Below are 15,104 nucleotides of genomic sequence, written 5' to 3'. Positions count from 1 at the left end.
AACGTCTCCTCAGTCGCGCTTGAATTGCGCCCAGCAATCCAGCCGCACGCATAAACCGGGGTGTGCGTCGGAAAGCGTCAGGCCAAAGTCGTGCAATCGAACGACGGCCTGCACCACCGAAAGACCCAGTCCCGAACCCGGTACCGTGCTGGTCAGATCGCTCCGATAGAAACGTTGAAACACCGCACTGCGCTCTTCATCGGGAATTCCCGGCCCGCTATCCGAAACCACGATGGTCGGCCCATCGCTGCCATCTTCGGATTTCAGCAGAACCGTGCCGCCTTCCGGCGTGAACTTGATCGCATTGTCGAGAAGATTGACGAGCACCTCGAACATCAAGGGATAGTCGGCCCGAATAGCCGCCCGTGCGCGTAAATCCACGGAAAACGTCAAACCTTTCGCCGCTGCGACGGGCTGGTAAAGATCGACCACCCTTTGGCAAAGCGTATCGACTTCGACATCACTGAAGCCCTTCTTGCGCTTGATGGATTCGATTTCCGAAATGCGCATGATGGCGGCAAAGCGCTGAAGGACGTCTTCGGTCTCTTCTCGCGCCTGCACCAAAAGCTGCGCATGCGTATCGGTCAACTGCTCATCGGGAATGCGGGCGAGCAACGATCGGATATGAATGACGGGCGTTCTCAGATCGTGCGCAATGCCATCGCACGCCCCCTTCACTTCGTGCATGAGCCGTGACACCTCGTCGAGCATGTGATTCACCATGGTCGAAAGCCACGAGATTTCATCGCGGCCCGTCTGCGGCAAACGCGCTTCAAAGTCGCCGCGAGCAATTTGTTGCACCACGCGGCGCACATCGCTCACGCGGCGCAGTTGCGAGGTCGACAGCAGGATGCCAATCGCAAGGCCGCCAACCACCACGATTGCAGCGCTCCACGCGAGGCCGCCCAGCATGTAGGCGCGCAAACGGGACATTTCGTCAACGTCGCGGGATACGACCAGAATGTCGCCGCTCGCCAGTTTCATCGCTTTCGTGCGCATATATTCCGGCCGCGTGGCCGTCTGCGCGGCAAGAAGCGGCCTGCTCCAAACGCCATCGCCATCGGGGCGGACGTTTTGCGGGAAAGCGAGGATGTCACCGGCAATCCACTGACGATTGCTCGTGAACAGCCCGTAAAAATTGATGGGCCGACGCATTTCGCTGCGGATATGCGCGGCGATCTGCATCGGCACCTTATCCGCAGGAAGTTCGGAAAAATAGGCAAATTGCCAGGCGATGTTGTAGTCCGCCTGGGTCGCGGTATACGACGCCGATTCCCAGTAATTGATGCACACCAGACCGGACATCGAGCCTGCAAACACGAACCCGTAAATCAAAAGCAGGCGAAATATCGCACTGCGCCATAGGCTCATCTTCATACGGTTCATCCGACCATATAGCCTGATCCGCGCACCGTCTTGATCAACGGTTTGAGTCCCGGCCGGTCGATCTTCTTGCGCAGGATGCCAATATAGACCTCGATCAGATTCGTGCCTGGATCGAAGTGCATGTCCCAGACCGACTGGAAAATCATGGTCCGCGTGACGACCTGACCGGAGTTCCGGGCAAGATATTCGAGCAGCCTGAATTCCACAGGCGGCAGATTGACTTCGACGCCTGCGCGGTTGACGGAGCGCGCAATCAGGTCGATCTCAAGGTCTTCGACTTTCAGCGTTGTGGCAACCTGCTGCTGAAGTCGCCCTCTTCTTCGCAATAGCACCTGAATGCGCGCGCGCATTTCCGTCGCAGAAAACGGCTTCGCGATATAGTCGTCACCGCCCGCCAGCAGACCGGTGACGCGCTCATCGACATCGGAGAGCGCGCTGATCATCAACACCGGCGTTTCGATTCCAACACTGCGAATCGTCTTCACGATCGTCAGGCCGTCGATGCCTGGCAGCACGCGATCCAGCGTTATCGCGTCGAATTCGGGGCTCAGCGCACGCGCGATGCCTTCCGCACCGGTGCGAACCCACTCGACTTCGAATCCCGCATTCGACAGTTCTTCCGTGATATCCCGGCCAACAATGGGATCGTCTTCAATTGTAAGGATTTTGCTCATTGTCCAATCGCCTGAACCAGGCGCCGATCGCGTTCGACCAATACCCTCAGTATCGCAAAGGCATGATGCCCGGATATGAAGGATCCTTTAGGTTAAACGCTTTCGGTCAGCGCGAAGCCTGGCTGGTTTCTTATGACGATTAGATCGCACACAGCGCCACGGCGAATCCAGGTTTGCAAGTAAGAACGCTGATTTCGCCGTATATTCAAGATATTACCGCTGGCTTCCCACCGGTCCAGTTATATCCACGCAATCAAGGCATCATCCGCACTACCTCACGCTCAGACGGACAGACGTGATTGCGGCGCGACGCGATAAACGCGGGCAGACGCCGCTTGTCGCCGGGATTATTCGTGTAGTAGCGCAGTTCGACCACCCCGGTAGCCAGCGCCGCTTGCCCGTCTTTTGCATTCGGCGACCAGAGTCCCACCCAGATGTGACCGCCGCCGTCGTATGCCACCACCGACTTCATATCGCAGGCGAGCCCTTCGACAAAGGTGTCGACGACGGTCACGCCGGGTATTCCGGACTCCGATGAGTTGTCGCTCACACCGTCGGCCGAGGCCGCCAGCGCATCATAATCGCTGCCGAGCAACGCCTGGATGGCACGATTCTGCGCCTCGGTCTTTACGACGCCGAGCGCGACCAGATCGGGCTTACCGTTGGGATCGCCAGCGGAGTGCACATAGGTGCCGTCGTAGCTCACGCCCATGCCCGCACCACAGGCAAACTGATCGCCGTTCTGCTCGATCTCGATGCGATTGACCGTACGTCTGAAAATCAGTTCGCAGCGCTGCGAAGCAGCTCCGCTCGCATAACGCGCCGCGCCAGCGGCATCAAATCGCGCCGTGCCTTCGAGTTCCCCTTGATTGGCCCCCGCACTGGCTTCGAGATGAAAATGCAGCCCCTGCGCAGTCAAATCCCGAATCTCGACCGTGGCCTCATCGTGGCCGCCAGCGTCGACGCGCCACCACTTGCCCGGCCAGTGAAATGCCCTTGCGCTATCTTCGAGCACGGTCAGACGCTCAATATAGACAGTCTTCAAACACGCGGAATCGATGCAACGGTCGCGGCTTCGCAACCAGGCGCGCTGATCGGTGCGCCATGCGCTGCCATCGCTGCCTGTCGCTCTCAGGCGATAGAGTTCGCCCATTTTCTGGTCGAGTTGCTGAAGTTCCGGCGATGCGCAAATGCGCCTGTCGGTTTGAGAGACGGCTTTGCTGCAGTCGAATGAAGCCGCTGAAGCACTGCCTGAAGCCAATATCGTTGCGGCCAATAGAATCAAATGGCCACGTGCGTTGCGGAATAGCGCATGCATATTGAATCGGATAAGAGGTTGCAGATCAGGGATTAAATGACGCACGCATATATAGCATGATTCCGTTACTGCCTCCCTGGCTGGGGTGCAACCCAATAGCCAGGCCAGATCCCCTTAGGATCGCGAGGGAGTAATCGATATACTTGCGCGTGAGAGCGATTCGCCGGCCGCAGCAAAACCCGGCGCGCCGAACGTCGTTGAATCTCATGCGATCATCGTATAGAGGGTTTCGGGTAGATATTCTGAATTGAACGGAGATAAACGTTGCGTAGCGTCTTGCGATTTCAGGCGATTTCCGGACCTGAACCGGTCCTTTTGCGGGCAATTACTTTGCTTGCCGCATTGACGATCAGTGCCGTGGCGCTTCCCGCTCGCGCGAGCGACGTGATAAGCGCCACGCCAACCAGTGGACTTCACTTGTCCGATAGCAGCGGGCTGAGCCTGGATAGCGAGCATCTCACCATCGCCGCCGATCACATACACCTTGAATATGCGATTCGCAACACCGGCAAGAGCAATCTGGTGCGCCAGGCGTCGTTTCCGCTGCCGGTCTTTGATCGTGCGCCGCTCGAAGCCGAACGCGCGCTAGACGGCGCGAACGCGGCTAACCCGCTTGCGTTGACTGTCAACGTGAACGGCGCGCCCCAGCAGCTTCATACCGATAGTGCAATCGTGGGGCATGCGGATGGCATGATGAAACCTATACGGGTGACGCGCACGTGGACGCAGATTTTCCCCGCCGGCCAGACCGTCACGATCGGGTTGGACTACAAGACAGCCGCAGGCGTTAATGCAAGCTATCCGCTATCGACCAGTGATGCCGGTGCGGTCTGTGTGAGCGATACGATGCGCAAGCATGTCAACGATCGTATCGACGCTGGCTTCGCCCAGTTCGATGTCTTGATCGATAGCCCGCCTGGTGCGCTCCCTTCCGGGCCGATCGGAGAATATACGCTTACGTTGGATAAAGCCGCGCCCACTGACGTTTTGTCGTTGTGCTTTCCCGGTGATCTGAAGAAAGTCTCGGCAACCCGCTTCGTTGCCACACGCGAGAATTTCACGCCACCAGCGATAGTGCATGTGATGTTTGTTGCCAGCGCGTCGGCTACGCCATAGGTTGATGCACGTGGTTTTGTTGACTCATCTTTTCGTCATTGCGCTACGGGCTTCAATAATCGACGCCACGAGATTCCAGCTTTATTCATGCCTTTCATTTCTACCTGTCTAACAAAACTCTCCGCGATCGCGCACGTCATCGCGGACGGCGTTCTCGGCTTCTTCGCCATTCTCATTTTTCTGTCTTTCGGCCTCATGGCCGTGCTCGCACCATGGATTGCGGTAGCCGGCACGCTCGCCTGGCTGGCGCGCGTCGCCTTTTGCATAATATCCGTTCGATCCGGCAAACCGATTAGATGCCGAAAATTGCGAATGGGGATTATCGCTCTGATCCTGGTCCTTTTTGACGCGTACTTCGTATCCCAGTTTACCGAGCAGTATCGTATGCAGATGAATGACTACCAGTCTGAAATCGAATTCACCGGGAAAGACTCAATACTCACGAAGCAGCCCATCCAGCACGGCGAAATCTTGATTCCTGCTGGGTCTATCGTGGAATGTCTTGGCTACGACTACGGAAGCCCGGATCCCAGCAGTCACCTTATCGCTCAGACACGTCGCCTGTGCGGCGCGCAATTCTCGCAGCCTGTGACAGGCGGGAACGTGAAATTTGTAGAGATATCGATTGACCCCATAGGTAGAGGCTATGCCAAACTCTCGGAAGACCAGACCATCGCGGGAAAAGCATGCAGAAAGGGACAGACGACCCATTTCTACGTCCCTTACGGGATCCAGGACGATGACGCTAGCCGACCGAGTCTCTGGAAATTCGAGGGCTGTTACGACGATGATAAACCTGTCCATTTGACGCCTACGCCACCGCCGCCGAAACCAGGCTTCTGGCATGCGGTCTGGGAAACGCTACTGCCGCATCCCGGAGGTTTCTACTGCTGCTGAAATGCCATCCGGGAACGTCCCTCGCGACGTTCCCGGACCTTTATTCGGACTGAGTCGTGCGAGCGTCGATATTCAACTGCGGTTCGACCACAACACTCCCTGAGCCACCATGCAGATGACCGGTCACCGTGCGATTGATCGCAGCAATGCGCCGCGTCAAGCGTGGGTGCGTGCGCAGAATCTCTGTGAAGAAACCGAAGATCGGCGGCACCATCTTTTCCTGCGCCATAAACGCATTTGCATTCATCGATGCATTGAGGCGTCGGCAGCCGCAGCCCAGCATCTGCAATGCGCCGCGCGAAGCATGAAGATCCTTCGACAAATACGCGCCTATGCTGTCGCAAGTGTACTCACGCGAGCGTGAATAGGCCTTTCCCAGGAATGGAACGAGGTACGCAGGAAGTTTCAGGGTGTTGATCCAGGGGTTCAAATGTCCAGCCGCATGATGACCCAATTCATGACCAATCACGAACCGCACTTGCGCGTCATTGTTCGCCTCAACGAGTGCGCCAGTCAGGAACACATAGCGCCCACCGAAGATACGCCGCGCATAGGCATTAAAAATGCCGTTCGAATTGTAGATAAAGGTCTTAGGCGGTTCCGACAAGCCGACCTCCTGCGACGCCTGAACGACCATTGCATGGAACTCCGGGAACTGCTCGTTGCTGAGCAACACCATATTCCCAAAGGCGGACGCGCGATAGAACGCCGCCGCAATCACGTAGAAGATAGCGATCGCTACGCCATAGCCCACATACATGCGGACGATCCGCCCCGCGCCCGCATCATTCCAATGGTTGTAGATGGCCAGCACGATAGCGATCCACAGAAGGACGCCAATCACGACCATGGTCCGTTTATAGCCTTTCTCGCGCTTATTTCTAAGCGATTCGAATATATTCGTCACTTTGAAATCCCCCAGACCCGGGTTGTCGATAGCATTTCTTCCAGATGGATATTTCGGGTCGCGCTAAGAATATACGTGTTTCCAGATCCCGCGCAAGCACTCAGGCAGCATCAGAAGAAACAAGCAGAATGGAAATCGATTTCAACGCAATATCAGATCAAACGCACTACGGTTTCAGGGCTATTCTCTTCCAGGAGGCAGTGCGAAGCTTCAAAAGCATATCCTGCAATCTCTGCCCCGTTGGACGCATTGATTTCGTGTATTGGATGGGCACCAGGGCCAACATCTTCACCTCCTCATCGCCTTGCTCCTTGTGCTTGGAACCGTAGAATTGGTAATCGACCACAAGGAAAGCATCAACGCCGGATGGCCAGAAAGCTTCTTCAACACTCAGCATCGCCCGCTCGACAATATCGCCTTCTTCGATCAAGCGCCCCTTCAATCTGATCCTGCTCAGTTCCCACAACAGACGAAGCGGAAATGATTCATGCCCGCCGGAGGCAAGAACTGCCTCTCCAGTCGGCCAGTCTGATTTCAGGCAGATCATCAATTCGATGCTGGGCGCAAGCGAATTGATTCCCAGCGAGAAAAGCAGTTTGTAGTCTTTGGCCCGACGGATCAAAGCGGTTCGATACTCCACGCGACATGATTCCCACTCCCTGGTCAATCGACTCGACAGCACACAGCCGACATGTTGCTCGACATGAGCGAGTATCCCGCCTCCATCGCCCGAATAGTCAACCGGTTCAATTGCATGCCGCGCACCCGCCTTGCGCAGCAGATCGGCAACATGGTCGTGTTGGTAGACCTGCGCGAAATCAAGCGACGTCTGATGCGTTCTCAGGTGCAACCTGTTTATGTCTGCTCCGCATTGAAGCAGGAGTTCGACAACGCTGCGATGCCCATTCATGGCAGCGACCATCACCGGTGTTGTCACGGATGTAGACAGGCCATCGACACAGGCACCGTGGTCGATCAGCCAACGAACCAGATCGAGGTGGCCGCGCCCCGCCGCCTCGCTGATCGGCAATTGATTGCCTGATGAAGCAGAAGGCGCATTGATCGATATGCCTCGACCAATGAGGTTCTCGCACACTTCTACACTTCCATATGACGCAGCGATGTGCAGAAGTGTTCGGCCACCCGCGATTCCATGCTCAGGAATGAGCAATAGATCGGGATGTCTATGGACAAAATCAATCAGATCGTCGATACGCCCGGTATCCGAGTAGTACCCCGTTGCAGTGGTCATAACAGGCAGCGATTAGCTGTCGAATGCATCCGCCATCTCCAGTACGGAATGAGTAAGCTACATCCGTTTCAGGACGTTGATTGGATCGACCCGCAAGACACTCAGGCTTAACAAGCCTGCTCCGCTTACAATAGCGACGCACTTCGTTACCCGCGAGCCGACTTGAAATTGCAGGAATACTCATGAGCGCCAAAGCCCCAACTTCGCAACACTCGCCGTCCGTTCGCTTCTATCGACCGGCGCGTCAACTCCTGACTTGCCTCGCGCTAACGTGTACCGCAGTTGTAGCCGATGCGGCAGGCTGGGACGTCATCGCCTCTGTGCCGAACGCCTGGACAGAATCCGTCGATCCCCATTCCATTGTCCGGGATGGCTCGATTCGCCACGCCTGGGTTCAAATCCACTACGACCAGCCCACGGCCATCGCACCTGGCATTGCGCCGGCCACCGTCCTTAAACAACGGATAGCGTTCGACTGCAAAAAACGGCAGACGTCGCTGGTGACCCGTTTGAGCTACGACGCCCAGGGTCAGCTTCTCGATCGCGTCGATACCATGCCCACCGTTAGCACGGCGACCTTCTCCGATGTCGCCCCCGACACCGAACTCGACCGCGCACTCAATTACGTTTGCGCCCATTAATGGACAACCGCTGCGCTATGAAGTGGACGCGAGCGCTCTTGCTAGCCGTTACGTGCACGTCACTCAATGCTTTTGCGCTTGACTGCAACGCGCCACCCGGTGGCATCGGTCCAGATTCGTCCGAAGCCAATCTGCACTGTGCGGAGAATGAATTCTCGGCGGCAGACCGTTCGCTCAACGACGCCTACAGGAAGGTTGTCGGCAGACTCAGGAATGCGCCAGACAGCGACCAGGCGTTACGAACGCAAATCGTGGCGGCGCAGCGAGCGTGGATCACCTTCAGAGACGCCGAATGCGACTTCCGTGCGAGTCTGGCTGGCTCGGCGCCACAATGGCTGCCCGTCAATCGCACGGAATGTCTGACTGAATTAACGCACGCGCGGCTCAAGGTGATTAACGGCTACCTTGAGCAACTACAGTAAGCGGCTGCCATGCAGACTTCGGTTCACGCGACGCGCCCTACGTTGTTCACTTCCACTTCGGGCTCCACGCTCAACTTCAGCGTCAAAGCGCGAATGAGCCATTTGCAGGCGGGAATGGAGATCAGATACCAGACAACCGCGATGCCGAGGGCAATCGGTATGAGACTGGAGGCGTGAGCCGATAGACCTGGCAATCTCGCCGCGATACTGTCCAGTACCGCCATGATCAGGCCGCACAGCAACATGCAAAGCGATGAAATGCCTAACAGGCGCCACGGCCGCCCAGCTGAAAGACGTTTTGGCACACCCAGCAATGCACCGATCAAGACAGGCAGCACCAGCATGAATGAGGTGAAATAAGTCGCGACGTAAAGCAGGGGGAACAGAGAATTCCCAGACTCTGTGTCGTCCATGCTCATCGCGTAGTTTGCTGTCACGTTGGGCAAAAGAAACGTCAGTAGCACAGTGACCCAACACCATGCGAACAGCGTCAATAATGCGACTGCCTGTGCCCGCGAAACAGGTCTAGCCGGTATGTGCGCCGCCGGGCGAGACAGGCGGGCAACCACCTTGACCGCCAGCACGACGAGTGACGGCAGAATGATGACTCCAAGCAGGGAGAAAATCGTGGCGAAAACCGTTATATGCTCGCCGAGCGTAGATTGATCCCGCTTCGCCCATTCGAACGTCCACGTCATTGCCTGCGCGCTGAGCAACGACCAGCCAGCCTCAAGCACGCCGGCCATGAACCCCACGCCAACCGACACCCACAGCGACATCACGCCAAGGCGCTGTGCTTCCCTGAGAGACTGGACAGAGGCCTGCGTAAAGGTTGCACCAATCAGCATGGCGCTAAGCGCCTTGCCGGCTATGGTCGCCAACATCCATGAAGCCGAGATCGGATCACGCTGCGTCATGTAGTGATAGTAAGACCACATGCCCAGACCGGCCTGCACGCAGAAAAAGAACAGGACCGATGCAATAGCCGCATAAGGCGGCGACCAGGGTTTTAGTTCGACGGCATTCGTGTTGGGCGTCATTGAGATCAGAATCGGGAATTGAACAGGATTATCGATTCCGGATAGATATCGCCCCGGAATTACGCCGACATTGTATCCGCGGAATTCATTAAGCGCGACAAAATGGCGATCAATTTCCCGACTCTAAATCAGGTTATCTATTCTGAATATATCGGTATTTTTTCCATCGTTATTTTTAATCGAAATTGGCAATATTTTCCTTTTTATCTCTTCCTGCCATCCTTCCCGCGGTGTAGGTATTCAAGCGTAATTGCCTCTCACGGATTCGTTACATCCGTCGGTAAAACGTCGATTCGCTCCGTCAACGCGGGAAAACCGCTGCGCTTCGCAGACCACACCATCGCGAACGTGGCTCCCAGCAGCAATAGCAGCACCGGAAAGAATGCGCCAGCGCCAACACGGTCGAGCAACACGCCGCCCATCATTCCGCCACCGGCGATGGCCGCATTCCAGACCGTGACGAGCATCGCTTGCGCGGCGTCGGTCGCCTCTCCCGCAGCTTTGGCCAGCGCTGTCTGGAACAAGGTTGCCGCGCCGCCAAATGCAAGCCCCCACGCAGCCGCCACGCCATAGATAACAATCGGCGCGTTGCCAGCCGCATCCAGCGTCAGCACCGCGCTTGCGAATATCAGCGTGCTAGCGAGCGTCAGCATGCGCAGGTGGCGATCGATCAGCAGCCCGACGATTACGATTCCCAGGACAGAGGCAATGCCAAACGTCAGCAGCACGCGATCTGCCTGCTGAGCCAGGCCAGCCGCCGCAAGAAACACCGATATATACGTGTAAAGCAGATTGTGCGCCAGCACAAACGTCAGCACTACAAACAATACCGGACGTACACCTGAAAGCCTGAAAACTCCACGCAACGCAAGTCGACCGGCCGCCATCTGCCCTGGAAAATCGGGCACCGTCATGCGAACCCATGCAAAGAGCGCGATCGCCAGCAGGCTCATGACGCCAAATGCCAGGCGCCAGTCAGACCAAGCCCCGAGCAACGTGCCAGCGGGCACGCCCAGCGAAAGCGCCAGCGGCGTGCCCGCCATCGCCACGGCAATCGCGCCGCCCTGACGATGCTGCGGAACCATGCGCGCGGCATAGCCTGCCAGAAGCGCCCAGATCAATCCGGCTGCGATACCGGCGATGAAACGCGCCACCATCGTCAGCGCATAGCTATGCGATAGCGCAGTAATCGCGTTCGTCACGATAAATCCGCTAATGGCGGTCAACAACAAGGGCCTGCGCCGCAGCCGCTGCGTCGCGGATATCAAGGGAATCGCCGCGATTAGCGATCCCGCAGCATACGCCGTCACGGTCTGACCCACGGCGGCCTGCGAAACGCCAAGGCCGTGTGCCATCTGGGCAAGCAAGCCCGCCGGGAGCGCTTCGGTCAAGATCGTGACGAAGGCTGCGAGCGAAAGCGGGACGAGTTTTGCATACGGCAAACGTCCGTCATTTGATCGAGTCATCGCGCGTCTCCCAAACCGCTGTACACGGCGTCGCGCAGTTCGTTGACGAAACGTCCTGACATGCCCTCGTACAACGTATTGGTGAGCGCCACAACGCTCAGTTGCCGCGCTGGATCCACGAACCACGAATGGCCATACGCGCCGCCCCAGCGCCATGTGCCATTGGTTTCGGGCGATGCGGCCCGCGAGCGATCACGCAACACGGAAAAGCCCAGCCCAAAGCCGTAGCCGGGCGCATCCGGCGGCTCAAGTCCGCCTGCCTGGTCGCGGGCCATCTCGGCTACGTATTCCGGCGGCAAAAGCGATCCCCCGCCTTCACGCAAGGTTTCGAGCAGGCGCAGGACGTCCTCCGCCGTGCCCGCCATTCCCGCGCCGCCCGATGGAAACGCCCTGCTGTCAGCAATACGTGCGGGGCTGAAGCGGATGCCGACTGCGCCGTCGAAAGGCGAAACGAGATCGCCGTCCAGCAGCAGGCGAGGTTCAGGTTGCGCGTTGACGTAGGCGGTGGCGACGTGCTCCACGCTGCGTACGACAAAGACCGTATTGCGCATGCCAAGCGGTCCGGTCACCAGTCGGTGCACGGCAATGTCGAGCGATGCCCCGTACACGCGCTCGATGAGTGCGCCCAATACATCGATCGCCAGTGAATAACCCCACGAAGTACCCGGCTCGTAAAGCAAGGGCACGCTCGCAATGCGACGCAGATTTTCGGCAAGGTCGATATCTGATGCGTCCATGCCGTCCGACACGCCCGCACGAGCATACGGACCGTGTGCATCGGCTTCGAGGAAGCGATAACCCAGCCCCGCGGTGTGGCTAAGCAGTTGTCTCGCGGTGATGCGCGCCGGCCGGCCATCGGCCAGACGCGGGCGAAATTCGGGCAACCAGCGCTCGATCGAGGCGTCGAGATCGAGTCGCCCCTGGGCGGCCAGGACCATCGCTGCCGTCGACACGATGGGCTTGCTGACCGACGCCAGGCGAAACACGGTTTCCACGCTCATCGCCCGCGCACGCTCTCGCTCAGCCAGCCCCGCTGCCTGACGATGCACCACCTCACCGCCACGCGCGACGAGCACGACCGCACCCACCAGCCGCCGCTCGTCGAGCGCGCGCTGAATTACCGCATGAATAGAAGGAATCGCCATGAGCCTCACCTTGCTCGAATAGAGGTGACGCCACGATAGAGCCGCCACGATTAAAGAAAAAGTGGGGTAGAGTTCCGCGTTATGCGGATACCGATGTCCGCAATGGAGGTCGTGAGTGGACAGCCTGAATGGCTTCGTGGTCTTCGTCCAGGTGGCCGAAACGCGCAGTTTCGTGGCGGCAGGACGCCTGCTTGGCGTGTCGGCATCGGCGGTCGGCAAGAGTGTCGGACGCCTGGAGGACAAACTCGGCGTGCGGCTCTTTCATCGCAGCACGCGTAGCGTGACGCTGACGGCCGAAGGCGGGCTATTTCTCGAACGAAGCCGCCGCATTCTTGCGGAGATCGAAGCGGCGCAGATGGAAATCTCGCAAGCGACCGCAGCGCCTCGCGGCCGCCTGCGCGTGAGTCTGCCGCTCGTCAGCGCTCTGATGCTGCCGGTGCTCAGCGATTTCATGGAGGCGTATCCGCAGATCGAACTCGACCTCGATTTCACCGACCGCGTGGTTGATGTGATCGAAGAAGGCTTCGACGCCGTGGTCCGCATTGGCGAGCCCGCAGATTCCAGGCTGGCCGCCCGCAGGCTGGGCTCGTTTCGTTGGTGCGTGGTTGCCTCGCCCGATTATTTTGAGCGCCGCGGCACGCCGGACACACCGGTCGATCTACTCGACCATACCTGCCTGCACTACCGCTATCCGAGCACCGGCAGGCTCGAAGCATGGGCGCTGCGCCGTCGCAATGAGGAGCCGGAACTCGTGTTGCCGGTCTCGATGATCTGCAACAACATCGAAACCCGGCTGTGTTTCGCCTTGCAGGGCCGAGGCATCGCGTATCTGCCCGACTTCTCCATCAAGGAGCCGCTCGCGGATGGGCGCCTGCGTGCGGTGTTATCGGATTACGTCGAGCGCCCGGGTGTCGTGCATGTGCTCTGGCCTGCGAGCAAGCATCCTTCGCCGAAGGTCCGCGCGCTGGTGGATTTCCTGAGCGAGCGCGTGTTTCCGCATCGGCATTAATGGCGCGGGCTCACGCAATACATTGATTTCCTTTCTCACGAATTGCGAAAAGAAAACTCTCGTAAGTATTGGTGAGTGTCACGCGCGCCATAGCCTTCGAGATTGGCGACGCGCAGCGGATCAAGGATGCGCCGCGCCCTGTTTTTGACCGGGTTCGAAACGCGGCGCCTTGTTCGCCCGATCGATATCCTCTGCAAGGCTCGCATGCAGCGTTTCGATCGCCGCGGAAGGGTCCGACGGCTTCAGTTGTTCCCGCGCCAATGCATCGTAAGCAAAGCGGCGCACGCCGGGATTGTGCGACTTGTCCAGTACTTCGTGATACACCGCGACGATGTCGCCCGGCCGTCCCGACAGGCTGTAGAGCCGACGCAATTGCTCGAGATCGTTGATAACGTCGAAATCCGGACCATGAAACGGCGGAACTGGCCCCAGATCGCCAGCGAACATGGGAGCGCGATCGGGCGGCGGTGCAAGCGGTTCTTCGGCGCGTACCTGCAGCGATGCGGCTGCCGTCACGGCAAGGGAAACAGCAAGGATCAGGGTTTTCTTCATAATGGATTTCCTCTCAGGCGAAGGGCCAAAACTTGTAATTGGTTCGTACAATAAACCCCCGCCGCCTTAAAGTTCCACCCTTGAAAATCGATTAACGTTACCTTGTATTTCGCTGGAAAGAATTCGCCGGCGGTCTTGATTACCTCGCAGCGTACTGATTACCGGGCTGTGCATTTAATTCGGCGCGCCTGATTTTCAGCAGCCTGGTCAGGATCGTGAATAATTGCCGTGCGCAAATGGGGAAAAACGGCCGGTGGATTTGTCGGCTATGCTGCGCTGTACAAGCTGTGTAATCGACCGCGCCCTTTTATGCGCCCCTCGCTGCTAACCATCGCCCCTCAGGACACTTCCGGCCATGACTTCCTCGTCAACCTTGCAGGCCCCTGAAATTCTCTATTCGAGCGCGGGAAAAGGATGGGACGGGCTTGATGCGGCCCTCGTGAATATCCCGCGTGGTCTAGCGCGCATTCCGGGCCGCGAGCGTCACACGCTAGGCCTGCACTATGGGCCGCCCGTCAATGCAGATTGCACCTGCGACGGCAAGCGTCTGCGCCGCGTGCAAAAGCAGGGCGATATTGGCTTCGTGCCGGCGGGCATGGACTCCTCCTGGGAAGACGACGCAGCGTGCCAGATACTGAGGTTGTCGCTCCCTCAGTCGCTGGTCGATCGCGTCGCCGCGGATCTGGACAAGGATGCGACGACCATCGCACTGGTTCCGCATATGCAGCTTCGCGATGCACGTATCGAAGCGATCGGTTGGGCGATCAAGGCAGAACTGGAAGCCGACACCCCTTCCGATCCGCTTTATATCGACCACCTCGCCAGCGCGCTGGTGATCCGGCTATTCGATGCTGCCAGCGACAACTACGCCCTGCCGCAGCAATCGGCAGCACTTCAACTGTCGGCGCGTCAGTTGAAGCTGCTCACCGATTTTATCGAGCAAAACCTCGATCAGCAGTTGCATGTCGCCCATCTTGCAACCGTTGCAGGTCTTGGCGCGACACGCCTCAAGCTTCTGTTTCGCAGCACCACGGGTATGTCGGTGCATCAATACGTTATCCGTCGCCGCGTCGAACACGCTCGCACCTTGATCGCCACGACGAAGATGCCGGCAAGCGAAATCGCACTCGCATCCGGCTTTGCGCATCAAAGCCATATGACCACCACGATGCGGCGCATTTTGGGCCAGACGCCCGGTGCGATCGCTCGCCCGGCTTCAAAAATCTGACCGATTCTGCAAAGCCTCGTCTGAATCTGCGAGAAGCCGCACGCACGATTC

15 protein-coding genes are annotated in these 15,104 nt (G+C 58.2%); 6 read left to right on the top strand and 9 right to left on the bottom strand.

Translation table 11 applies throughout. From position 1 onward, the window contains the following. Nucleotides 1-9: 9 nt before the first annotated feature. The 3 genes from F3J17_RS03850 to F3J17_RS03840 all read right to left on the bottom strand — a co-directional run bounded on the left by F3J17_RS03850 (nucleotide 10) and on the right by F3J17_RS03840 (nucleotide 3,423). Nucleotides 10-1,185 (bottom strand): HAMP domain-containing sensor histidine kinase, encoded by a 1,176-nt coding sequence (locus F3J17_RS03850; protein ID WP_205194601.1) that lies wholly within the window; start codon nucleotides 1,183-1,185, stop codon nucleotides 10-12. 197 nt (nucleotides 1,186-1,382) lie between these two features. Next, on the bottom strand, nucleotides 1,383-2,060 hold the full coding sequence (locus F3J17_RS03845) for a response regulator transcription factor (RefSeq protein WP_167053912.1): 678 nt from the start codon (nucleotides 2,058-2,060) through the stop codon (nucleotides 1,383-1,385). Between the two features lie 253 nt (nucleotides 2,061-2,313). Then, entirely contained in the window at nucleotides 2,314-3,423 is a 1,110-nt protein-coding gene (locus F3J17_RS03840) for a lysozyme inhibitor LprI family protein (protein ID WP_167053910.1), read from the bottom strand. 219 nt (nucleotides 3,424-3,642) lie between these two features. Between F3J17_RS03840 and F3J17_RS03835 the strand changes: the two genes are divergently transcribed. Next, entirely contained in the window at nucleotides 3,643-4,494 is an 852-nt protein-coding gene (locus tag F3J17_RS03835; protein WP_167053908.1) for a DUF4424 family protein, read from the top strand. A gap of 87 nt (nucleotides 4,495-4,581) precedes the next feature. After that, entirely contained in the window at nucleotides 4,582-5,391 is an 810-nt protein-coding gene (locus F3J17_RS03830) for a hypothetical protein (protein ID WP_167053906.1), read from the top strand. 40 nt (nucleotides 5,392-5,431) lie between these two features. Here F3J17_RS03830 and F3J17_RS03825 read toward each other — a convergent pair whose 3' ends face one another. Further along, on the bottom strand, nucleotides 5,432-6,298 hold the full coding sequence (locus F3J17_RS03825; protein ID WP_345891124.1) for a M48 family metallopeptidase: 867 nt from the start codon (nucleotides 6,296-6,298) through the stop codon (nucleotides 5,432-5,434). Nucleotides 6,299-6,464: 166 nt separating this feature from the next. Next, nucleotides 6,465-7,550 (bottom strand): ankyrin repeat domain-containing protein, encoded by a 1,086-nt coding sequence (locus tag F3J17_RS03820; RefSeq protein ID WP_167053904.1) that lies wholly within the window; start codon nucleotides 7,548-7,550, stop codon nucleotides 6,465-6,467. A 182-nt stretch (nucleotides 7,551-7,732) separates the two neighbouring features. Here F3J17_RS03820 and F3J17_RS03815 point away from each other — a divergent pair, with 182 nt between their 5' ends. Together F3J17_RS03815 and F3J17_RS03810 are read left to right on the top strand one after the other, a co-directional pair. Then, complete coding sequence (locus F3J17_RS03815) at nucleotides 7,733-8,191, top strand: surface-adhesin E family protein (protein ID WP_167053902.1); 459 nt, start codon at nucleotides 7,733-7,735, stop codon at nucleotides 8,189-8,191. A 38-nt stretch (nucleotides 8,192-8,229) separates the two neighbouring features. Then, a complete protein-coding gene (locus F3J17_RS03810) occupies nucleotides 8,230-8,613 on the top strand; it encodes a lysozyme inhibitor LprI family protein (protein ID WP_167053900.1) in 384 nt (127 codons plus the stop codon). 23 nt (nucleotides 8,614-8,636) lie between these two features. Here the strand turns inward: F3J17_RS03810 and F3J17_RS03805 are convergent, their stop codons facing one another. The 3 genes from F3J17_RS03805 to F3J17_RS03795 form a co-directional block, all read right to left on the bottom strand. Next, entirely contained in the window at nucleotides 8,637-9,653 is a 1,017-nt protein-coding gene (locus tag F3J17_RS03805; RefSeq protein ID WP_167053898.1) for a hypothetical protein, read from the bottom strand. Nucleotides 9,654-9,910: 257 nt separating this feature from the next. Beyond that, nucleotides 9,911-11,119, bottom strand: coding sequence for an MFS transporter (locus F3J17_RS03800; protein ID WP_167053896.1), 1,209 nt, complete (start codon nucleotides 11,117-11,119; stop codon nucleotides 9,911-9,913). After that, nucleotides 11,116-12,264, bottom strand: a complete 1,149-nt coding sequence (locus tag F3J17_RS03795) for a serine hydrolase domain-containing protein (RefSeq protein ID WP_167053894.1) — start codon at nucleotides 12,262-12,264, stop codon at nucleotides 11,116-11,118. Before F3J17_RS03795 ends, F3J17_RS03800 begins: the two co-directional genes overlap by 4 nt. Before the next feature lie 115 nt (nucleotides 12,265-12,379). Between F3J17_RS03795 and F3J17_RS03790 the strand changes: the two genes are divergently transcribed. Further along, the gene (locus tag F3J17_RS03790; protein ID WP_167053892.1) at nucleotides 12,380-13,273 is read left to right on the top strand and encodes a LysR family transcriptional regulator; all 894 of its coding nucleotides are present in this window, start codon (nucleotides 12,380-12,382) and stop codon (nucleotides 13,271-13,273) included. 120 nt (nucleotides 13,274-13,393) lie between these two features. Here F3J17_RS03790 and F3J17_RS03785 read toward each other — a convergent pair whose 3' ends face one another. Further along, the gene (locus F3J17_RS03785) at nucleotides 13,394-13,825 is read right to left on the bottom strand and encodes a hypothetical protein (protein WP_167053890.1); all 432 of its coding nucleotides are present in this window, start codon (nucleotides 13,823-13,825) and stop codon (nucleotides 13,394-13,396) included. 355 nt (nucleotides 13,826-14,180) lie between these two features. Between F3J17_RS03785 and F3J17_RS03780 the strand changes: the two genes are divergently transcribed. Beyond that, on the top strand, nucleotides 14,181-15,053 hold the full coding sequence (locus F3J17_RS03780; protein WP_167053888.1) for an AraC family transcriptional regulator: 873 nt from the start codon (nucleotides 14,181-14,183) through the stop codon (nucleotides 15,051-15,053). Nucleotides 15,054-15,104: the final 51 nt, after the last annotated feature.

Source organism: Burkholderia sp. Ax-1719 (assembly GCF_011753055.1).
GTDB lineage: Bacteria > Pseudomonadota > Gammaproteobacteria > Burkholderiales > Burkholderiaceae > Paraburkholderia.
This window is presented reverse-complemented; position numbering and strand designations above follow the sequence as displayed.

Excerpts from the sequence above, each read along its gene's own strand:
- F3J17_RS03850 (WP_205194601.1), bottom strand. The coding sequence starts at position 1,185 with ATGCAGATCGCCGCGCATATCCGCAGCGAAATGCGTCGGCCCATCAAT.
- F3J17_RS03845 (WP_167053912.1), bottom strand. The coding sequence starts at position 2,060 with ATGAGCAAAATCCTTACAATTGAAGACGATCCCATTGTTGGCCGGGAT.
- F3J17_RS03830 (WP_167053906.1), top strand. The coding sequence starts at position 4,582 with ATGCCTTTCATTTCTACCTGTCTAACAAAACTCTCCGCGATCGCGCAC.
- F3J17_RS03820 (WP_167053904.1), bottom strand. The coding sequence starts at position 7,550 with ATGACCACTGCAACGGGGTACTACTCGGATACCGGGCGTATCGACGAT.
- F3J17_RS03815 (WP_167053902.1), top strand. The coding sequence starts at position 7,733 with ATGAGCGCCAAAGCCCCAACTTCGCAACACTCGCCGTCCGTTCGCTTC.
- F3J17_RS03805 (WP_167053898.1), bottom strand. The coding sequence starts at position 9,653 with ATGACGCCCAACACGAATGCCGTCGAACTAAAACCCTGGTCGCCGCCT.
- F3J17_RS03800 (WP_167053896.1), bottom strand. The coding sequence starts at position 11,119 with ATGACTCGATCAAATGACGGACGTTTGCCGTATGCAAAACTCGTCCCG.
- F3J17_RS03795 (WP_167053894.1), bottom strand. The coding sequence starts at position 12,264 with ATGGCGATTCCTTCTATTCATGCGGTAATTCAGCGCGCGCTCGACGAG.
- F3J17_RS03785 (WP_167053890.1), bottom strand. The coding sequence starts at position 13,825 with ATGAAGAAAACCCTGATCCTTGCTGTTTCCCTTGCCGTGACGGCAGCC.
- F3J17_RS03780 (WP_167053888.1), top strand. The coding sequence starts at position 14,181 with ATGACTTCCTCGTCAACCTTGCAGGCCCCTGAAATTCTCTATTCGAGC.